The 22,010-nt window shown below is 61.8% G+C and carries 12 protein-coding genes; 7 read left to right on the plus strand and 5 right to left on the minus strand.

Features of this window, described 5'->3' with window-relative positions; all coding sequences use genetic code 11:
• Nucleotides 1-73: 73 nt before the first annotated feature.
• The 3 genes from ACIGGF_RS15820 to ACIGGF_RS15830 are packed head-to-tail and all read right to left on the minus strand — an operon-like array spanning nt 74 to nt 3,934.
• On the minus strand, nt 74-1,837 hold the full coding sequence (locus tag ACIGGF_RS15820) for a ThiF family adenylyltransferase (protein ID WP_283347913.1): 1,764 nt from the start codon (nt 1,835-1,837) through the stop codon (nt 74-76).
• Nucleotides 1,834-2,829: a cyclic GMP-AMP synthase DncV-like nucleotidyltransferase gene (locus ACIGGF_RS15825; protein ID WP_283347914.1), complete on the minus strand. Its 996-nt coding sequence runs from the start codon at nt 2,827-2,829 to the stop codon at nt 1,834-1,836. Before ACIGGF_RS15825 ends, ACIGGF_RS15820 begins: the two co-directional genes overlap by 4 nt.
• On the minus strand, nt 2,816-3,934 hold the full coding sequence (locus ACIGGF_RS15830; RefSeq protein WP_283347915.1) for a CBASS cGAMP-activated phospholipase: 1,119 nt from the start codon (nt 3,932-3,934) through the stop codon (nt 2,816-2,818). The genes ACIGGF_RS15825 and ACIGGF_RS15830 overlap by 14 nt, the downstream gene beginning before the upstream one ends.
• Before the next feature lie 747 nt (nt 3,935-4,681).
• Between ACIGGF_RS15830 and drmD the strand changes: the two genes are divergently transcribed.
• The 6 genes from drmD to ACIGGF_RS15860 all read left to right on the plus strand — a co-directional run bounded on the left by drmD (nt 4,682) and on the right by ACIGGF_RS15860 (nt 19,201).
• Nucleotides 4,682-7,825: a DISARM system SNF2-like helicase DrmD gene (gene drmD / locus ACIGGF_RS15835; RefSeq protein ID WP_283347928.1), complete on the plus strand. Its 3,144-nt coding sequence runs from the start codon at nt 4,682-4,684 to the stop codon at nt 7,823-7,825.
• The gene (locus ACIGGF_RS15840) at nt 7,822-11,898 is read left to right on the plus strand and encodes an Eco57I restriction-modification methylase domain-containing protein (protein ID WP_283347916.1); all 4,077 of its coding nucleotides are present in this window, start codon (nt 7,822-7,824) and stop codon (nt 11,896-11,898) included. Before drmD ends, ACIGGF_RS15840 begins: the two co-directional genes overlap by 4 nt.
• The gene (gene drmA / locus ACIGGF_RS15845) at nt 11,895-15,692 is read left to right on the plus strand and encodes a DISARM system helicase DrmA (RefSeq protein ID WP_283347917.1); all 3,798 of its coding nucleotides are present in this window, start codon (nt 11,895-11,897) and stop codon (nt 15,690-15,692) included. Before ACIGGF_RS15840 ends, drmA begins: the two co-directional genes overlap by 4 nt.
• Nucleotides 15,689-17,611, plus strand: coding sequence for a DUF1998 domain-containing protein (drmB, locus tag ACIGGF_RS15850; RefSeq protein WP_283347918.1), 1,923 nt, complete (start codon nt 15,689-15,691; stop codon nt 17,609-17,611). The genes drmA and drmB overlap by 4 nt, the downstream gene beginning before the upstream one ends.
• Nucleotides 17,612-17,615: 4 nt before the next feature.
• Nucleotides 17,616-18,392 (plus strand): DISARM system phospholipase D-like protein DrmC, encoded by a 777-nt coding sequence (drmC, locus tag ACIGGF_RS15855; RefSeq protein ID WP_283347919.1) that lies wholly within the window; start codon nt 17,616-17,618, stop codon nt 18,390-18,392.
• A gap of 326 nt (nt 18,393-18,718) precedes the next feature.
• The gene (locus ACIGGF_RS15860) at nt 18,719-19,201 is read left to right on the plus strand and encodes a hypothetical protein (RefSeq protein ID WP_283347920.1); all 483 of its coding nucleotides are present in this window, start codon (nt 18,719-18,721) and stop codon (nt 19,199-19,201) included.
• Between the two features lie 210 nt (nt 19,202-19,411).
• Here the strand turns inward: ACIGGF_RS15860 and ACIGGF_RS15865 are convergent, their stop codons facing one another.
• Nucleotides 19,412-19,756, minus strand: coding sequence for a hypothetical protein (locus ACIGGF_RS15865; RefSeq protein WP_283347921.1), 345 nt, complete (start codon nt 19,754-19,756; stop codon nt 19,412-19,414).
• Between the two features lie 327 nt (nt 19,757-20,083).
• Here ACIGGF_RS15865 and ACIGGF_RS15870 point away from each other — a divergent pair, with 327 nt between their 5' ends.
• Complete coding sequence (locus tag ACIGGF_RS15870; protein ID WP_283347922.1) at nt 20,084-20,533, plus strand: hypothetical protein; 450 nt, start codon at nt 20,084-20,086, stop codon at nt 20,531-20,533.
• Nucleotides 20,534-21,084: 551 nt separating this feature from the next.
• On the opposite strand, the gene ACIGGF_RS15875 is transcribed toward ACIGGF_RS15870, so the two are convergent.
• Nucleotides 21,085-21,906 (minus strand): hypothetical protein, encoded by an 822-nt coding sequence (locus ACIGGF_RS15875; RefSeq protein ID WP_397522195.1) that lies wholly within the window; start codon nt 21,904-21,906, stop codon nt 21,085-21,087.
• Nucleotides 21,907-22,010: the final 104 nt, after the last annotated feature.

Consider the following 22,010-nt stretch of genomic DNA (forward strand, 5'->3'; position numbering starts at 1 on the left):
GCTAAGCAGCAAAAATGCCATAATATCTGTTATCGGCAGGATATTTCCGGCGCTGATTGTCGGATCTATAGACTCAAATTGGGCGGGATGATCCCGCAACACCGGCCTGGAGAAATATGTGCCGGGGACCAGCTGGCGCGTGCGGTAGAGCGATGAGGTGGGTTCCTGACGTGACTGCCTCTTTCTGTGTGAGATGCAAGCCGATCAGGTTGGTGACTGTCGCGGCGACAGCAGCGAGATCGGCTGCAGACCCATGGAACGTGGGCACAGAGCAGCCTCTCGTCGGGATCAATTCGTCGCCTTCGGCTGCTTCTCCCCAAAGCTGGTGGTAGAGCTCCAGCTCGCCATCTGCCAATACCAAGCGTCCTGCTTGATCGTCCAGCTCGGACGGCGTCGAGATGGCACCGGACGCAGAGATCGTGGCGATACCTAATGTTCCTGTCTTGGCGTCGGTTGCCACCTGGGCGATGAGTGCGTCCCGGTATTCGCCGGCAAGGGTGTCAAGGTAAGCGGTGATGCTGTGACTGACGGTTGCGTCGATGATGACGTCCGCGGTACGCGAGACGGTTGGATCGGAGATGTATCCGTCTGCGACGGTGACTTCCAGGTCATCACGGATTGCGCGGAGACGTGTTGCGAGGGCGTTGGCCTTTGTCTCGCCGATGTCGGCTTCGGTGTAGTTCTGTCGGACGAGAAGTCCTCCGGTGATGGCACTGGGGTCGCAGACCGTGACGCTTCTGACTCCGGCGCGCGCGATGAACTCGGCGATCCATGATCCGAGCCCGCCGCACCCCCAGATGTGAACGGTTGTCCCTCGAAAACCGTTGACGGGACGGTTGTCGTCGCGTCGTGTTGTGACTTCTTCTCTTTCGTCGGACATGTTGCACCATTCGATGGGGATATCGGCATTGATGGTGGCGAGATCGAGGTTGACCGCGGGGCCGTGCTTCTCGGCGATGCGCCGGAGGGTGTCGGCGGTACCGGCGGGTAGGCGTCCACAAAGGAGAAGATGCGGTCCGCCTGCTGGGTGAGGCACGGCAAGCACGAAGTATTGCTCGGTGCCGTTGGGGTTTCGCAGAGCGCTGGCGAGGAGCGAGGTGAGGAAAGCTGGTGACTGTGGTGAAACCTGTGGTGACCGCCCCTCGGCGCGGTCGAGGTGCGGGTCGTCCAGGAGCCTCAGCAACAGGGCGAATGTGGATGTTGCGCCGAACGGGAGATCGCTCGTTAGGACCAAGACTGGCACGCGTTGCCCGTCACGATCAGTGGAGTAGGTGAGGTCGTAGCGGTGGGGTGAGCGAGGGATGAGGCGAGCGATCTGCTGCCGCTTGAGTGGGCCGGTCTCGCGGGCAACGATGGTGGGCGTGCTGGCGGCGTGGTGAAGCACTCCTCCGACGGCGTGGTACATCGCGGTCGAGGGATCGAACACGCCGCCAGCGGCATCAGTGAGCCAGTCCCACAGGCGGCTGAGAAAACCAGCCATTCCTGAAGATGGACGCCACTCGCGGGACGGATCGAGATACATGCAAAGCCGCTGCCCTTGGAGCACGTGCGGGAAACCGAGAAAGCGCGTGTGATCGACTTCGACGCTCGGAGGCAGGAACATCGAAGGGCGAATCTTGACGACGAACTCCTCGTCGTCGGCGAGTACCAGCCCACCGGGCCGGTGAAGGATGTCCGTGGTGTGCAACTGCAGTCGTAGGGTGGCGTAACCGTCAGTGTCGAGATGCGGTTGCTGGACTATCCGCAGGTCTTGGGAATACGCCCTGACTAGTGACCTCAATTCATCGACGAGATATTTTTGCCAGGTCGTCAACGCGACCGCGCGGCGACGGCTCATCCCGCGCGACCAGACCGCCCCACGGTGGACACGACTGCGGGTGTCGCTGCCGGGAATCTCGCGCTGCTGGACGCGGCGGCCGGGGCCCGGAAGCCGTCACCGAAAACGCCCTGCCACAGCTCGACGCTGCGGTCTTTGTTCCTCTCCTCGAACGCTTCCTCGATCTCGGCGGCGTGGACGTGGATGCGGTCCCGAAAGTAGTTGTAGGTGGACTGCTCCCATCGATGGTCGAAGGTGACCCCGGACCCGGAAGGGTCTGGAATGGACGGCTTGGTCGGGCGGTCTTGAAGCCAGACGTCGAGGTCTTTGACTAGGTGCAGGAGAGTCGTGGGGACGTCGCTGTAGTAGCTAGGGTCGACGAACGTGCGCAGCTCGGTTATCTGCTCTCCGAGCAGTGTGGTCAAGAGGATGGACCGTGTGCCGGTGAATGAGTTTTTGTGGTCACGCAGGTACTTCATGAGTCGGATAACCTTGCGTAGGTTGCCGTTCGCGAGCGCGTCCTTGGTTTTCATCCAAGTGGTGAAGCCTTGAGGGTTGGTCAGCTCCCAGTCGTTGTCGTCCCGGTTCACGATGACTTCCCGTCCGTCAGCGAGGTTCAGGTGCGGCACTATGTCGAGGTGCATGGAGTTGGCGTAGACGAGTCGGACGCAGCGGCACTTGCGTGAATGGGGCATGGTGGCGTACGTGCTGTGGCGGTGCAAGACCGCGTACACCTCGTCGATGTACTTCTTGGGGCTGTCGGACCAGTCCGGGTTTTCGGTCATATCGAGCATGAAGTCTGCGTCGAACTCGTTGCTACCAACCGGGTTGATGATGGTTTTGTGCGCCCAGGACCCCTGGGCTGTCTTGCCCAGGATGAGCGGGCCGACCTGCTCGTCAGCTTTCAAAGCTTTGTAGACCGCTTCGACGCGCGAGTTGAGCGAGTCGAGCTTCACCTGGCCTAGGTTGACAGTGTCCTTGAGTAGGACGTTGAAGTAGTCAGTGAGCTTCATCGGAGACCTCCGTGGTCGACGTGCTGATCGGGTCGCAACGGTGTCGGCGGCCATCGATCAGCGGTGTGTATTTGGCTGCGCGATGGCCGGCGAACAGCGCTGTATAGATCGGGCTGAGGTCGCGGCTCACCGACGCCGCGAGGCCAGCGAGGTCGTCTGCATCTGCCGAGTCCAGTGCGTACAAGTTGCCGGGAACTCGCGCGTCGAATCGGGTGTAAGCATCCTTGCCGATCAGATGTTCAGCGACGCCCTGACTTCCGCGGCTTCCAGCATTGAGAATCAGGGGTGCGATCGGTTTCGCCCAGTTCACCAGTCCGCCGCGGTCAAGGCGTTTGGGGTGGTTCGTGATCTGGTCGACGGTGCCGACGTTGAGCACCCTGATCGAGGCCAGTGGTACTTCGAGCATGCTGACGGCCTCGGCAATCGCGACAACGGAAGGGTTGTTCGCCCATACCCCGCCGTCGATGAGGCGGTGTCCATCAACCCGTGCGGCGGGAAAGTAGAGCGGTGCCGCTGATGTCGCCATCGCGATGTCCACCATCGAAACGCGCCAGTCCCGGACGAGCCGCGTGTGATGCGGCGTCTTGAAGATGTGCACGGTGCCGCTTTGCACGTCCCAAGCCGGGATAACCAGGGGTTTCACACTGTCCCCGAGCAACCGTTCGCCAAGCACTCTCGTCAGGGCGGTGCGCAGCGCGTCTCCGTCGTAGATGGGTGCAGTAAGTTGGCGTGGCCGTCGCCAGAAACGCCGGCGCGCGGCCGGGAAGACCGCCTCGACCAGTTCTTCGTAATGCCCCACGATTTCCCTCGGAGTCAGGCCTGACCCCAGCGCGAGCGCGACGATCCCGCCGGCGGACGTCCCGGCTATCAGGTCGAAGGAGTCCGTAATGCTTTCACCGAGGTCCTGTTCCAACCGCGCGAGCACGTGAGCTGTGAACAGTGCCTTCGCTCCCCCGCCGTCAAGAGCAAGAATCTGGAATCGTTGCCGGGCAGAAACATTCACCTCGCCGGTCGCGGATCCATGGTCGCGCCAACAAGGTTCCGAGACAACTTCGGACTGCATCTCGGGTTCAGGTCCGGTCGAACCTTCCGGAATTACATCCATATACCCATGGTAGGGCCAGGCACCGACACAATCCGGTGCGCTTTGTGCTCTCCTAGCGGTCGATCTTCGCTGTTACAAACGCTTGTGCCGACGCCGGTTCATATCTTGTATCAAGTCGGCCCACTGAGGGTTGGTCATCATGTTCACAGGACAGGATCGGAAGCACCCAACGCACCGAGGTGATCCCAGCAGCACGACCTGGGCAAGCCTGGTGGTCGTTATTGGCGCGCCGGGGGTCAAAATTGAGCTGTGCAGCCACAATCCAGGAACCGGAGCTCGGCCACCCCTATCCCAGCGAATACACGCTGGTGCAGGATCCCGGCCTGCTTTCTGACGCGGCGCGCACTGTGGCGTTCGGTAGGGCGCTACCGCTAGCTCGGCTCAATCCCGATCTGGCGGCTGAGACTTCGCTCAGGCTAATACATACCCGGAATCTAGCGTCTTCGATGGGTTGCCACACACCCTAGGGTCGCGGAGCTCAGGGTGGGTCGTCGCAACTATTGCGGCGGCTGAGAAAATTTCGGAGATGCACCGGTGAGTTACCGAAACGGGTGACCCGCAGATCTACCACTGGTGCGTTACGACCGTTGACGCTGGTCTGGAAGAGATTCGAAGAACCAGTGGAAGACGTCGTTGAAGACAAGAGTGACTCACATAGCAAAGAGCCACGGCGCGGGCCACGGCTTCATATATGTTTCAACGGACTAAGTAATAGAACAACCGAAGGCGAGTGGCGTCGTGAGCACCATGCTGAGCTCGAACAAGCTACCCGTCCTTGGTCAACTAGTGCGGGTGCGGAGCCGTCATTGGGTGGTCACCGACGTAGCTCCTACGGCGCTACCTTTCGACGTCAAGTCGACCACCGTCGGCGAGGGGCAAACCCTCGTCACCCTGTCCAGCGTGGAAGACGACGGGCTGGGAGACGAACTTCGGGTGCTGTGGGAACTAGAGGCTGGACGTAAAGTTCTCGACGCCGCCACTCTCCCCGATCTCACGCGCGGGAAGTTCGACGACCCGGCGACGTTGGGTGCGTTTCTGGATGCACTTCGTTGGGGCGCAGTGACGAATGCGGAAACGACGGTGCTGCAAGCACCCTTTCGTGCTGGCATTGCGATCGAGGACTACCAGCTCGAACCCGTGACACGCGCGTTGACGATGCCTCGGGTAAATCTACTTGTCGCCGATGACGTTGGCCTCGGTAAGACGATCGAAGCTGGGTTGGTAGTTCAGGAATTACTGCTGCGTCAGCGCGCCCGCCGTGTGATGATCGTCTGTCCGGCACCGTTGACGGTGAAGTGGCATGAGGAGATGGCGGCCCGTTTTGGGTTGGGCTTTCACATCGTGGACACGGCTGAGGTGCGTAGGGTCCGCCGCGAACGTGGTCTGCACGCCAACCCTTTTCGGGTACACCCTTTGACGATCGTCAGCCTGTCGTGGCTGCGCGGTGCTCGGTGTCAGCGTCTTCTCGAAGAAGTTTTGGGTGATGACGGCCCCGCCCGTCCGCGAGCAATCGACTTGCTCGTAGTTGACGAAGCGCACCACTGCGCGCCTCCTGGCAAAGGGAAGTACGCCGTCGACAGCCAGCAGACACGAGCAATATCGCGTCTCTCGACGCACAGCGAGAACCGATTGTTCCTGACCGCGACCCCGCACAACGGATACGCCGAGTCGTGGACCGCTCTCCTGGCTATGCTGGACCCGCAGCGGTTCGCCCGAGGTGTGCCGCCGGACCCGGCGGCCCTTAAACAAGTTCTCATCAGACGCTTGAAATCCGAACTGACCAAACCCGACGGAACCGCATTGTACCCAGAGCGGTTGGTGGAGGAAATAACAGTCGACTACCCGCCACATGAACGGGACGTCCACTCCGTGCTGCGGGAGTACACCACAGCTCGCCGTACACGACTCGCGAAGCAACAATTGCAAGGTGCAGGTCAAGCAGCCGATTTAGTGACGTTACTACTGAAGAAGCGGTTGTTCTCCAGTCCCGCAGCGTTCACCCGCACAATGACGCTCCACCTGAACTCAGTCACACGTACATCTGAGGCAGCGGACATCGACACCGAGTGGGTCGGCGATCGGCAAGCGGAGTTGGTGTACGGCGAATGGTCCAACGACGACGCGCTGAACGAGGCGGAGGACGCCGCGGCCGATGCCGCGACCACCGCCGCCGGCAAACCAGGCCCCGCTGAGCGTGAGTTGCTCGGCAAGCTCGAAGCATGGGTGGGCGAACACGGACTCGACAGCGACGCAAAGGCGAAGGCGTTGCTTACGTACCTCGACCAAGTATGCAAAACAGACGGGCAATGGAACGACGAACGCGTCGTCATCTTCACCGAGTACCGCGACACCCAACGCTGGCTCGCTGATCTGCTCGCAACCTACGACCTCGCCGCCGCAGGACGCCTTGAGCTGCTTCACGGCGGCATGGACGAAGACGAACGCGAACGCATCAAGGGCGACTTCCAAAAGCCACCACGCATGCATCCGGTACGTATCGTGTTGGCAACCGACACAGCAAGCGAGGGCATCGACCTCCAGGCTCACTGCCACCGATTGATCAATTACGACATCCCGTTCAATCCCAACCGGCTGGAACAACGCGCCGGCCGCATCGACAGGTACGGACAAACCCACCGACCCGAGATCCGCCACTTCGTCGGATCGCACTGGAAGAGCGCACCACCCGAAAGCGCAGAGGCAGACCTCGACTTCCTTACCCGAGTCGCGGTAAAGGTCGCAACCATGCGCGAAGACCTCGGCAGCGTCAATCCGGTGTTGGCCGCAGCTGTAGAGCGACGCATGCTCGGAGGCTCCGACCGTGCCTTCAATATCGAGGCGGTCCAACCGAAGTCTGCCACCCGCGACGCCCTGAAGGTGGAGCGAACCCTGCGCGCCGAGGCCGACCGGCTGCGTGCCACCTTGGCCGAATCGGCGCACGAATTGCACAGCACCCCTGCCGATGTCGAACGCGTCGTCCGAGTCGGTCTCGAACTGGGCCGCCAATCCGCACTACAACCACACCTCGACGAACAGGCCGGCCGGACAGTGTGGCGAGTACCGCCGCTGACCGGATCGTGGGCCCGAACCACCGCCGACCTCGTCGACCGCGACTACGGCGCCCGACCGATCAGCTTCGACGCATCGATCGCCGCTAAACGCGACGATATTGTCCTCACCCATCTCAATCACCCCCTTGTCGCAATGGCCACCCGGCTGCTTCGCGCCGAAGTATGGGGGGCAGGCCACCTCGAACGGGCAGCGAGCCTCATTGTCGACGACCCCCGACTCACCGACCCGATGTTGGCGGCGTATTCGCGTCTCGTTCTCGTCGGAGCAGATGGAAAACGACTGCACGAGGAATTGTTTGCGGCCGGCGGCTGGGTCCGCGGGAGCTCATTCTCCCGCCTTGGAGTCACCGCCCTCGCCGACCTTCTTGATGCAGCCCTCGGCCCGGCCTCCTCCCCACGCGACAGCAGCGCCGTCAATAAGAACGACCTCACGCAGAGTTGGCCGAAAGTGTCCGGCAACCTCGAAGCGGCGATCACAGCCCGCGCCAAGGAACGAGAAACGTCACTGGGAAAGTCTCTCGCGAAGAGGCAAATGGACGAGCACGACCGCACGGCCGCATTGCTTTCGGGGTTCGAAAAGTCGTTGCGAAATGCCCTCGCAGAGCAACACGAGAGCCAGCAGTTGTCCTTCGCCGACCTCGACCCGGACGAACGCAATCAACTCACCGCGGACCGTGCAGCCTGGCGCCAACGCCTGGACTCTCTACCCGCTGAACGAGACGCCGAACTCGCCTCGATCGCCCGCCGGTACACCTCCGTGCAAATGCTGTGGTTCCCTGCAGCTGTCGTGCACCTCGTTCCCGCGAGGAAGGCCAGATGACCCCCACCCGCCGTCGCCCCCCACGCACCAGAACCAACTCGAATCCCACCGAATGGCTGGAGCTTCTCGCCGTCGACGGCCCATTCCTGGCCGCACCGGTAGCTATGGATGTCTGGCCGGGTGGGCTACCGGCAGTGGACAAGGACGCCGTCTCCGCACTACGGGACGCCAGCAGCGCCCTCGACGCCAGCCCCGGTACCCGCGACGCCTTCATCCGCCACGTGCTGGTCACCTTCTTAGGATGGAAGGCAAATCACCTCGGTGCCGGCCATGTGCCTTCCACTTTGAATACCCGAGTCGCCGAGTTCGGAATCGAAGTTCGCCCCGACCTTGCTTTGGTGAGCAACCCTGAAAACCCAGCCTTGCAGCCGCTGCTGTTGGGAATGGTCGTCGATCCTGGCGTACGTGCGAGCGCTCGCTCCATCACCGGTACTGAAAAATGGCCGGCGAGCCCGGTCGATCGGCTCGCGCACGTGCTGCGAGCACACAAGGTCCCTCTCGGTCTGGTCACCGACGGCACCGAATGGACACTCGTCTGCGCACCCGAAGGCGGAGCCACCACGACCGCCACCTGGACCCGGCACACCTGGTTCGACGAACCGGACACTCTCAAGGCCTTCGCAGCGCTTCTAGGCCGGCTTCGATTCTTCGGCGTCCCCGACGAGCACACCTTGCCCGCGTTGCTCGCCGCCAGCATGGACCGCCAAGAGGAGATCACCACCCGGCTCTCCGAGCAGTCCCGGGCGGTCGTAGAGATGCTGGTGGCGTGCATTGGACGACTCGATGCCAACCACAAGACACAGCACGGCGAGACCCTGTTACCTGCTGCGGTCGAACCGGCCGAGGTGTACCAGGGCGCAGTCACCGTCTTGATGCGCTTGGTATTCCTGCTCTACGCCGAAGAACGCGGACTGCTCCCCGTCGACGACAACACCTACGCGGACGGCTACGCCATCAGCACCCTCGCGGGGCAGCTGAGAGAGCATGCCAGCGACGTTGGCGAAGACACCTTGGAGCGCTCCAGCGCCGCCTGGCACCGCCTCCTCGGCGCATTCCGGGCGGTCCACCGCGGTGCCCGCCACGAGCAACTCGCACTGCCGGGCTACGGCGGCAGTCTCTTCGACCCCGACCGGTTTCCGTGGCTCGAAGGCCGGCGCGACGCCGACACAAGCCTCGACGACTGCGACCCGCTCCCTATCGACGATCGCACCCTGCTACGTGCCCTCGAAGCATTGCAATGGTTGAGGTTCGCCGGTGAGCGCCGCCGCGTCTCCTTCCGGGTGCTCGATGTCGAACAGATCGGCTACGTCTACGAAGGTTTGCTCGATCAGGATGCCCGCCGCGCCCCCGACTGGATTCTGGGCATCGCCGGTGACAGCAAGGGCGAAAAGGACGGCCCGGAGATCGCACTGACCGCCGTGATCGGTCATTTCGAGAAGGGCATCGAAACCTTTGCAGCGTGGCTGTCGGGTGAGATCAAAGAGGTAGGTGGAAGCCGCAGCTCCGCGGCAATCAAAAAATCTCTTGCCACACCTAGCGGTGCCGCGTCCGTCACCGCATGGACAGCAGTGTTGGAAGCGTGTGGTGGGGACGAGCTCACAGCCAACGCTATCTTGCCGTTCGCGGGTCTGCTACGCCGTGACCCCCGCGACCTCCCCGTCATCTATTCACCGGGCAGCCTCTACCTCACCGACAGTGACCTACGTGCACACACTGGTGCCGTCTACACCCCCAGAGCCCTCGCGGAACAGGTCGTCGCCCGCACCCTCGAACCACTCGTGAAATCACCAGGACCGCTCGACACCGAGGACGAGGCCGTATGGAAGATTCGAACACCGGAGCAGATCCTCGCAGTCAAGGTCGTCGACATTGCCGCCGGCAGCGGCGCATTCCTCGTCGCAGCCACCCGGTATCTCGCCGACCGACTCCTCGACGCCCGACGTATCCACGAACCAATACAGACAGGTGTCGAGGTGGACGACGAGCAGGCGATCATTGATGCCCGCCGTCAGATTCTCGACCATTGCATCTACGGCGTCGACATCAACCCGATGGCCCTGGAGATGGCGAAGCTCTCCCTCTGGTTAGTGACTCTTGATCGCAACCGCCCGTTCGGGTTCCTCGACGACCGCCTCGCTGTCGGAGACAGCCTCCTCGGGTTGACGAGCCCTGATCAACTTTTGGAGATGCATCTCGACCCTCGTGGGGGCCGCGCTGCGCGCAGTCACGAGCAGATCGCTGCCTACACCGCCGATGTGCCTGGTCTGCTTAAGGAAGCAGCCGTGCTGAGGCAAAGAATTTCCGACGTCGAACTCATCGACAGCCATTCCGCTGAGCACAAAACCCGTCTTCTCGTTGAATCTGGGGAGTTGACACGGCGGTTTGCCGTGCTGGCGGACGCACTGTCCGGTGCAAGCTTATCCGGTGGGGCACCGGGAAATTACGGCTCGGTCGCCGCTGGTTTTGGGCTCGCCACAAGCAGCTCTGGCAGTGGCACAGCATGGACAAGATTCGAGGAAGAAGCTCGATTTTCCCTGACGGAGGAGGGCGGTCAAGTCCGTCGTCCAGCGCATTTTCCGCTGCTTTTTCCCGAAGTGTTCACCTCACCGCAGACAGGGTTCGACGCCGTCGTCGGCAATCCACCTTTTCTCGGCGGATCAAAGCTGACGGGTGCCTTTGGTGCGCCATACAGAGAACATTTGGTCCGCGCCGTCGGACGTGGCGTCCGAGGGAACGCCGATCTGATTGCGTATATGTTCTTGACGGCGACCTATTTATGCAATGCTTCGGGAAGCTTCGGCCTCATCGCCACCAATACTGTCGCGCAGGGCGACACTCGCGAGATCGGCCTCGACCAGATCGCTGCTGACGATTGGGATGTGTATGCCGCGGTCAAGAGCGAGAAGTGGCCGACCAAGGGTGCAAATCTTCAATATAGTGTCGTCTGGGCGTCCCGTCGCGGTCGAACCAGTGGCGTTCGCGCGAACGCGGATGGTTTACTTACACAGGGGATTACACCAAGCCTCGATCCCCTCGGCCGCGCTACTGGCAATCCTTTCCGTTTGACCGCGAACCGTGGACTTGCGTTCTCCGGTTCTAAGGTCGACGGCTTAGGGTTCACCATGAGCCATGACGCGGCACAAGAACTGATCCGAAGCGATCAACGCAGTACGGATGTGCTCTTTCCCTATATAAACGGCGAAGACTTGAATACAAGACCAGATACAAGCGGAAGCCGCTGGGCCATAAACTTTTTTGGTTGGACAGAGGAACAAGCCAGACAATATCCCGACTGTTACGAGATTGTTCGCGAATTGGTGAAACCAGTTCGGGACCAAAACAATCGAGAAAGCCGCAAGCGTTATTGGTGGCGTTATGCCGAACACGCCCCGGGTCTTTACAAAGCGATCGAGGGCATGTCGCACGTTCTCGCAATTACGCTGGTGAGCAAAGTCGTCATGCCCGTACGGATACCGACTGGCCAAGTATTCGCGCACAGACTAGCAATCTTTGCGACGGAAGACATGGCAGACCTCGCGCTGCTGTCGAGTGCACCGCACTACTGGTGGGCAATCAAGTATTCATCAACACTCGAATCCCGAATCAATTACACCCCGTCCGATGTCTTCGAGACTCTGCCGCGTCCCACCTCTACCGATCGAATGCGCGCTGTTGGCGAAGCGTTTGATCGTGACCGTCGTAAGTTCATGTCAGAACGCCAGCTCGGGTTGACTGACACCTACAACCTCATTCACGACCCTGCCGTTGCTGATATCGAGGTTACCCACCTACGTGCACTGCATGTGAACATTGACGAAGCTGTGCTCACTGCTTACGGGTGGGATGATCTGCCCTTGGACCACGACCATTACGACACCCGCCAAGGCGTCCGTTGGTCCGCGTCACCGGCGGCGCGGCTGGAGCTGGTTGATCGGTTATTGGAACTCAACCAAACCCGCTATGCCGAAGAGAGAGCTGCTTTGACCATGTCGCCCCTCCGCAGCAAGGGCCGTATCAAAGCCACACCGAAACCCGCGGAGAACGCATTGTTCGACACTGATGAGGACGTATGAACATCGAGGCCACGCCCACTGGGCAGGCTCACACCGACAAGACGACACTGGAATCATCTGAGTCGGATGAATGGACCTCGCGTCAGGTCCGCGCCGAACTCGAACGGTTTCTGGTACGGGATCTGCTCGGCCCGTGGGCAGGCGAGATGGAGGAGCTACCCGCCGGCACCATCCCGTCAGAGCGGTACATCCTCGGAGTCCTGTCGCCGGCGCGTGTGTCGCTGGACGCGGAGACCACCGATGACACGGCCAGCGACGACGGCTCCGGAGAGGGAGCAGCCGAAGTCACCGCGGCCGCAGCAGCGGGGTCAATGGCCCCGGCCTCACTGGGTCTGTCTTTCAGCCTGCCGGTGGACGCCACATCGGTGCGTATCACCGCCTCGTGGGGGCGATACGTACAAGGTGAGTCCGCCGGCGACGTCACCGACGGCGGGGTACCCCGGCTCGTGTGGCGACGCGAGGCCGCAGGGGGCGCATTCGATCTGGACGTCACTGCAGCCGAATCGACCGAGATCCCTGATCGGAATCAGCCTGGAGTGCTGGTGCGTGCCCATTGCCGGCTACAAACTGCGTGCCGGGTCGTTGATGTGGCGATCGTCAACGCTCAACCGGAGTTACCAGACCGTAAGGACGCTGCGAAAATTTTCCAGGTCCGCGTACAGGTGACTGCTCTCGACGGAGCAGGGGCGGTGTTCCTGCCACACAACGATCCTTCACACGTCGTCGCCGACGACACCGCGCCGGTAGCGGATCTGGAGCTGCAGGGCTTGACGATGCTGTATCGCCACGCCCGGCAATTCGCGGTCGGCCGCAACGCCGGAGTCGACGTGGCTCGGCGCGCCGACGAGCACTGCGCATGGCAAGTTGCCACCACCAACATGCCCGCGTATGAGGTAGAGCAGACCGTCGCCCCGATCCCCGCTCAGGTACCGCAGCTCGCAGGTCTCGAGGTCGACATGCGGACCTTGGCGACCGCGCCCCGCGCACAGGTTCTAGCGGCTCTGCGCCCGCTGGCCGACGGATATCTGAATTGGTTGGACCAGCAGGACGCGCGCCTGACGACGGACCAAACGTTGGCCGGGCATGACGTTGCAGCTCGCAGTCATCTCACCGCGGCACGGACCGCGGCACGACGGATCGCGGCTGGGATCGACCTGCTCGAAGACAACGACATCGCCTGGCAGGCATGGCAATTCACGAACTTGACGATGGCCATGCAGCGTGAGCACACCGAAATTGCTACCGAACGCGCCAAGAACTCCGCCCTTACGCTCGCCGCCGCATCAGCTCTGGTCGACGAGCCCCGGAGGCGGTCGTGGCGACCGTTCCAGCTGGCATTCGTACTGCTCAATCTCCCGTCGTTGACCGATCCAGAGCATCTGGACCGCGCCTTGGCCGGCGCAGCGAACGGGCCTGGTTTGGCGGATCTGCTGTTCTTCCCCACAGGCGGCGGAAAAACCGAAGCCTATCTCGGTCTCACTGCGTTCACACTCGCGATACGCCGGCTCCAGGGTGTTATTGGCGACGGCGACGACGCGCGCGATGGACGAGCAGGCGTGGCAGTCCTCATGCGCTACACGCTGCGGCTTCTCACCGCCCAACAGTTCCAGCGCGCCGCGACCCTCATCTGCGCCGCCGAGCACCTGCGCCGCACCGCCGTCGAGGTGCAACGCGTCGGCGGGCCGGTCAACCCGTGGGGAGAAGAACCGTTCCGGATCGGGCTCTGGGTCGGATCCAAGGTCACCCCTAACTGGTACGACCAGGCGAAATCAGCGCTCGAAGCCATGCGCAACCGATATGCCGGTGCCGGGGCCTCGAATCCAATCCAGGTTCTGGCCTGCCCATGGTGCGGGCGAGCCATCGAGCCTGGGCAGGACGCAGAGTGCGACGACTCCCGCCGCCGGGTGTTGGTGTGGTGCGGTGACCCCGACGGACTGTGCGCGTTCTCCCGCAAGCAATCGCATTCCTGGGGCGAGGGGCTGCCCGTCGTGACGGTCGACGAAGAGGTCTTTCGGCTCGCACCAAGTTTGGTGATCGGAACCGTCGACAAATTCGCGCAGCTCCCGTTGCGCGGACAGACCGGTTTGCTGTTCGGTCGGACGTCGTCCTGGTGTGAACGCCACGGGTACCGGCACCCGGATCTGACTCCGAAAACGGACTGCAAAGACGGGGGCCACCCCAAGCGCGGCACCCGTCCCGGGACCAAACCGCAGGCCTGCGGGCCATTGCGGCCCCCGGACCTAATCATTCAAGATGAGCTGCACCTGATTTCAGGAGCACTGGGCACCATGGTCGGGCTGTACGAGACCGCAGTGGACCGCCTCGGCGCATGGTCGGTCAATGGGACCACTATCCGCCCCAAGGTCGTGGCCTCGACCGCGACGGTACGTCGAGCCAAGGAACAGGTGCACGGACTGTTCAATCGGGATCTGGCGATCTTCCCGGCCCCGGTCCTCGATGCCGGGGAAACCTTCTTCTCTACCCAGATTCCGGTTGATGAGGATCATCCCGGCCGCCGATACCTCGGAGTCTGCGCACACGGTCAACGCCTCAAGCAAGTCCAAATCAGAGTCGCGCAACTGCTACTGGCGGCCGCCCAGCTGCTGTTCGACGAGCACGGCCGCGCCGCCGACCCCTACATGACCCTGGTCGATTACTTCTCCTCCACCACGGAACTAGCCGGAATGCGCCGATTGGTCGACGATGACATCGCCACCCGGCTGCAGCAACAGGCTCGGCGCGGTCTGCGGGATCGCCGAAACATGGAAATACGCGAACTCACCGCACGCATCAACAGCCAAGACATCGGCAAAGCGCTCAGTGCACTGGCTAATCCGTTCGATCCCGATATCGATTCCAGCGCAGCAAAAGCCACCGTATCGAAGCTCCGAAAGGACTCGCGCGATGGCGGTGGAAAGACGGCCGCCGCAAGGGCCGCCCGCGCTGCGCTCGATGCCCTTCCGCTGCACGACTGGGAGGACAAACCCATCGACATGCTGCTCGCCACCAGCATGTTGCAAGTCGGAGTGGATGTATCGAGGCTCGGGTTGATGGTCGTGACCGGGCAACCGAAGAACAGTGCCGAGTACATTCAGGCATCCTCACGAGTCGGGCGAGACGCCACAAGACCAGGCCTGGTGGTGACACTGTTCAACTGGGCCCGGCCCCGAGACCTAGGGCACCTGGAAACCTTCACCCACTTCCACGAAACCTTCTATGCCCGTGTGGAACCGCTCTCGGTCACGCCTTTCGCCGACCGAGCCCTCGACCGTGGGCTGGCCGCGGTACTCGTCGCCGCACTGCGCCACGCCCGCGACGACTGGGAGAGCGAACCGGGAGCCCAGGCAGTGCCGGTCACCGACACCGACGTCGACGCCGCCGTCGAATGGATCGCGGAACGAGCTGGCGACGTGCTCGGCGATGCCACCAAAGTGGCAGAGGTCGAATCGATGTGTCGCGCCTTGCTGGACGACTGGGATCGTCGACGCAAAGGCCTCGAAGTCGGTGCCCTGTCCTACACAAGCGATAAGAAGGGCCTCGACCCGCTTCTCGATTCCGGGGTCGGCCGCTGGGGTACCTGGTCGGCAGGATGGTCGCTGCGCGAGGTCGAACCCGAGACGAACATGCTGATCACCCTGGCCGCACCCGAGATTGCAGAACGACCCGGTTGGATATTCGGCAACGCACCCGGCCCTAGCAACGACGAAGACGAAGACGACACAGAAGAGGCCGACGAAGCGGGATTGATCTCCGCGGAGCCGGTTCCGGCGACAGAGGGAGAACCCGACCGATGAACGCCGCGCCCGCCAATCCCCCCACCGACAAGTACCTCCGCCGAGTGGGTAGCCAACGCCCCAACGCCCTGTTGTATTCCGACGGTGTCGGCTCCGTCGTCGACCTACCGCATCTGTCGGTCGTGGTCCAAGGCTTGGACTACTGGGACTACCGCCAAGCCACCGACTTCGAGCTCACCGAACCACGCCTGCTCCAACGTGTCCGGCAAATCCTCGGCCCGCACGTACGCCAACTACGCGCCACCCCGCACCGAGAAGACAGCACCGACCAGGACGACACCGAGGCGAACCGGGTGGGGGTTCCCGTCAGCCCGTTCCCGCGCTGGATGCGCTGCACCAGCTGCCGATTACTGGCCGGCATCAACGCCGAAGGCACCGGCCCGTTCCGGTTCGAAAACAAGAACAAATTCCGCCCCGACGAAGCTCGCTTCGTCCACGACTGCCGTTCGACAGCACCCGGCAGCAAGAAGTCCCTACAACCGACCGTTGTTCCGGCGCGATTCGTCACCGCCTGCACCGGCGGACACCTCGACGAATTCCCGTACGTCGAATACGTCCATTACGCCGGCGCGTGCAGCAAAGGCCGCGAGGGTCGACTGACGATGCTCGACCCAGGCGGGAACTACGGTTCACAGATCAGTATTCGATGCTCGTGCGGCGCGAAACGCACCATGCGTGACGCCCTGAAACACCACCGGACGGAGGGCAGCATCGCCCTGCCCGGATGCCGCGCCCGCCACCCCCACCTCGGTTGGTTCGACCCCAAAGGATGTATCGCTCCGGTCCGCGCCATGGTCCTAGGGGCCAGCAATCAATGGTTCAGTCTTCTGGCGAAAGCGCTCTACATTCCGGCGCTGGGCACCGAACTGGCTGCCCTGATCGAAAAGCACTGGGCGCCTTTGTCCAAGGTCACCGGACTCGAAATCTTGACCTTTGCTTTGACTACGATCCCCGAGCTCTCACCGCTGCGAATACACGACCCCGCGGCGATCTGGGCAGAAATTCAGGCACGCCAACAACGTGAGGCGGACGTGCCGGCCGAACCCGTCGATCTGACCGCCCGGGAATACGAAGCGCTCACCGACCCCACCAAAGCCCGACGCGATTCCGACTTCACCGCCGATGTGGTGCCCACGCCGCATGCGTGGACGGGGCTGGTGTCGAAGGTCGTGCAGATGAGTCGACTCCGAGAGACCAAAGCCATGGTCGGGTTCACCCGGGTCGACGCCCCGGACTGGGGTGAGCCCGACAGCAGTCAACGCGCGCCGTTGAGCCGAGCCGAATTGGATTGGGTACCAGCATCCACCACTCACGGTGAAGGCATCTTCCTGGTACTACAGCGCACGGTGATCGAGGCGTGGGAGAAGGCAGCGGAAAGCAGCTCACATCTGAACCGGCTGCGCACGGCGCATACTCGGTGGCGCAACAATCGGCAGCTGGACGGCGTTCCCGAGGATCACTGGCCAGGAGATCGTTACCTACTACTACATACCCTGTCTCATCTGCTGGTCCGTGAAATCGCGCTGGAGTGCGGATACTCCTCGGCCAGCATCACCGAGCGGATCTACGCCAACACCGAACGCGGCGAGACAGGCATCCTGCTCTACACAGCCGCCAGCGACAGCGAAGGAACCCTGGGCGGTCTCGTCCGCCTCGCAGACCCCACTCAAATGGACCGACTGCTGCGGGCCGCGTTCGCCAACGCCCGCCGCTGTTCGTCCGACCCCCTGTGCGCCGAGCACGCACCGCTGATCACCGAGGACACCCTGCACGGAGCAGCCTGCCACGCATGTTTGTTCGCGTCCGAGACCACCTGCGAGCGAGGCAACCGATTCCTCGACCGCCGGTTGATCGTGCCCGTCGACCCGAACGAGCAGCAACTGGCCCTCGACGGGTACTTCACTATCGGAACTCCCTGACCTCGTGAATGCGGAACTTCCTTCTCGGCGTCTCCTCGAAACCGCCGCCAGTGTCGGACGCGGCCTGCAACCAGCACATGCCGAACGGCTCGCCGCTGCCCTCGCCCCTCTCGAGCACGCCAGCCAGGCCCAGCACCTGCCCAGCCTGATACCGACGCCCGCGTTCGGGCAGAGCGTGCAACGTCTACTCCAAACATGGTCGCAGCAGCCCGGACCAGCCGGCATCACCGTCGGAGCAGCCGTCGCCGCCGCGTCCCACGCCCACCAGGATGCCCGGCGCAACCCTCATCTCGAACTCGTCGTCAGTGGCCCCACAACCACCGCGATCCACGCGCGCCGCACCGAGCAGATACTGCTTCAACTGATCGGCGAAGCGACGCAGGAAATCCTGCTCATCACCTATGCCCTGCATATGCACGACCAACTGAGAACTGCGCTGGCCACGGCGAGTGCACGGGGGGTTACCTTGACCGTCCTGGCCGAGGACCCCGGCGACAATCACAGCTTTTCGGGCGCACCAGCTACCGCCCTGTCCGGTCTCGTAGTCAACCGGTTGCGCTGGCCTGCGGACCAGCGACCCGCATCGGGGGCGGCCCTGCACGCGAAGGTGGTTGTCATCGACCGAACCATCGCCCTGATCACCAGCGCCAACATCACCCGGCGCGCAGCAGGTGACAACCTCGAGACGGGATTGCTCGTGCGGGGAGGGGACATACCCCGCCGACTCGCCGGACACGTCGATCAGCTTCTGCAACGGCAGGTCTTCCGCGCCTCACAATGAGCCACCGGCCGCAGCATTCAACCGTAGAGGCGGCAATTCACCTGTCCCCCATGTGAAGAACCCAATAGCCTGGACTTCCAACCCGGCCAGCTCGATTTTCGTACTTGTCGAGTACGACGCGCGACGTCGAAACCATACGAGTGGCGATCGCGCATTCGGCCCCCGCGCCGCCCTTCCGAACTTGACATAAGGGCTCCTTATCGGCGACGCAGCCGCAGGCCATGACACCTAAGACGAACTCGTTACACCGTTCGGGGGACTACCCGACCGGTGACGTCACGTGCCACAATCCCAGAAAATATGTTATTTAAGATGGAGGCTTTGAAATGGGCATCTTCGAAGACGCGCAGAAACTGAGGCACGTGCAGGCCATGGAAAAGGCCAAGCTGGATGCCGCGAGAAGTCACCACGACTCGGTTGAGACAAAGCGGCTAGACGCATTGACGCGTAAACAAAAGACGGAGATCAAAGAGTTCATCGAGGCAGCTCAGCGTCTGAATGTTCGGCCCAGTTCTTACAAGACGTATACATGGGTATGGAAGGGCGGTCCCGACCGTCGCAATGAAAGCACACACAAGTCAATCACCGGATGGTCTATAAGGAGCTACCAGGGGCTTTCGTACCAGACGGACGTCGACACCAACAAGGATCGCACGTATCACATGGTCGTATCCACCGATGGGGAAATTTATTCAACGGAGAATCAGAAGCAAAAATGGAGAATCTCCCCTCTTCAGCTCCCATTTGAAGACGACAGCGTCGGAAATCTTTTGCGAGATGCTGTCGTCAAGATGATAAACAAAACGTAAAGCAGTTAGTCGGCGAACCAGCCTGACAGGCCTACTCAGTGCTGCGCATCGCCGGAAGTGCAGGGTCCACCCGCTCGCGCAGTGTCCAACGCAGGTTTCGCGCCGATCAGGCCTTTGTTGCAACCAGCCCCCCCCCCCCCCGACTCGAGCGATGTTCATCGATGCTCGGGACTGCGCACTGCGGGCGTCGAGATGGGTCGGTTGCGACGACTATCCGCAGACGAGTTCGCGGATCTGCGCAAGTACCTGCTGAGCGTCGCTGTCGACAACCTGCATGAGAATTTGGTCGCCAGGTTCGCTCGGTTCGATGACAGCTCGGATGACATTTCCGAGAGGAGTGCCGAGCTGGTACAGGCGAACCTCTTCCCACTGATATGAGGGTAGTTCGGCCGGCAGATGCCCCAAGCCGTAGCTTTTGAGCTGGTCAGAGATACCAGCGCGGATATTGACGCCGAGCTTCGCCGCGCCATGGGCGAGCTTGAGCTCGTCCATGGTGGTCAGGTATAGCCCCTGAGTTGCGACAACGTGGTTTCTGAGATCTTCGTACGACGTCATGACGGCTCTTCTCCGAGTTTGTGCGAGCAAGTTCCTCAACTTTAGCAGGTGTCGTACAAAATACGGATATTTTTGCGCTAGTTTTATCTCAAATAAGCAGGAGCTGCCTAGACGGCCGTCCTCCAGGGAGCCAGTGCAGGCTTGACATGGCAGTATCCGACATTGGACTGCCGCTTGGCGTACACCGTGGAGACTTACGCATCTGCCCCGTGCAGCAAGAGGCACCAGCGTGACGCGAATCCGCTGAATAGGCCTTCACCAGCACGATGAGACAGGTACAAATGTCAACGATCCCTGCTGCTCCTTCCAACTGAGGACGACAACTCGATGAGTGAGAACCACACAGATGTAGATGGCGATGTGAATCGAACCAACTCGCAGATCAAGACCGTGGCGGACTTGAAATCCCCGCTGATCGCCGCGATATCACAGCGCCTCGAAAGCTTGACTATCGACAATCTGCTTGAGTTAGCTGCGCACATCGGCGTGCCTGTTCGGCTCCAGACCGGCGAATCGCCGACCGCTGTGACAGAAGCCAAGACCTTCCCCCTGGTCGACGTTGTCGATACTCGCAACGGTGACGGATGCGACAGCGACGGTGTACGAACTACTTACCGACGATCGTCGGCTGCAGAGATCAAGGAACGGGTGAGCTCGAGCCGCTATGCTTCTTCGACGAATTGGCAATCGATCGGCGGCGGCGGAAAGCGCGGCAACAAGCAGTCATCTCGCCACCGGGATGCCGACGAGCGCCAAATGCGGCGAAAGTCCGTCTGAGAAGGCCAGACCGAAGGTGAGCCCACCTGATCTCGCCTACCACCAACCGCGATCATGGTGTTTGCCATGAGCGGTTGCGCGATGCAGAGCTCGTCACCCAGACTTCAGGCTGATTCCTGATGCATTGGCCGCTTTGACTACCGGGTATTGGTTGTGCCACTGGGCAGATCGGTGCCCGCATAGAAGAAGGGCGAATGGCATGTTCGGTTTGTGGCGATCGAGATGGCACTATTCCGAACCTGGATCGATTCCTGATTTGGTGGCCCAGACCTCAGTCGAGCTCTGGAATGCCCGGGATCTGGTGCCGCCGATGGGTAGCGCGCACCCTGTGGTTGCAGACCTCAGAGATGGCCGTTGGCGCTATTGCGGGTGGTGGAGCTCCGCGGACGCGCACGACGGGCTACCGAAACGAGAGGACCCACAGATATACGACAAGGTGCGATACGACCGACGGCGCTGGTCGGGCGGAGATCCGAAAGAACCAGTTGTTCATCCGACTCACACCTTGTACATCTCACAACACTGATCGGACCGACACTGCCCTTCCGCCGCTAGTCGAGCCGTTGCCACTGCGGTCCAGGATCCGCGAAGCCATCGTCAGATATCAGGGAGTCCGGCATAGTGGTGCCGACCGGAGCCATGTACACCTCTGCTTTCTGACTAAAGCGGGTCTCGGCCACGACGACTTCCTGCTCGAAGACAGCACCGGGCAGCATCGGCAACAAACCATGACGGTGCAGCCACTCGATGACGTGGAGAGTGGAGACGGTCATCTCCATGAGGCGACACACCAGTGGTGCGGCAGCCCGAAAGCGTTCCTTCACCCCGTGCTGTTCAGTTTCCCGCAGTCGTTCGGCATCACAGTGCACCACGTCGCCGTAGATCCAGGCAAAGGCCAGGACATTGTCGGCTAGCACGTCACTCGTCCGACCGTCCGAAAAGCGACCGGACTGGACCGAATACGCCTGGGCCGTGCGCCCGTTCGAATCGAACTCTGACCACTCCGACTTGAGTCCGTCCAAGAATGCCGAGGAATCGGTGGGTGGACCGCCAGGAACGTCCGGCAGGGTCACTCCCCTGAGGAAACGTTTCAGGGCATTGAGCATCTTGCCGTGGTGGGCATCTTCGTCTTGAAGAATCAGTGGCCGCAACCGAGCCGCCGCCGACTCGACCACTTCCTCCGGCGGGAGGTCCTGCACCAGCCACACACCGTCCGGGTCCTTCTCCACTCGAAGCTCCACCCGTCCAACCCGCTGCACCATCTCGAGATCGCGATACATCGAGTGCGCCTTCACCCGACGTGCCCGCAGCACGAAGGCAATCAAGTAATCGAGGTAACGCTTGTCGAGCTCGATCTCGGTAGACCGTGCCATCGTCTCCCCTTCGGCTCGCGGCTGTGGCAGCACTCGCATACGAGCTTGACCGCATATCGCATAGTATCGGCGTATATGGAACTTACTCCATATACAGCTATAGT

The organism is Rhodococcus sp. NPDC078407, from assembly GCF_044542515.1.
GTDB lineage: Bacteria > Actinomycetota > Actinomycetes > Mycobacteriales > Mycobacteriaceae > Rhodococcoides.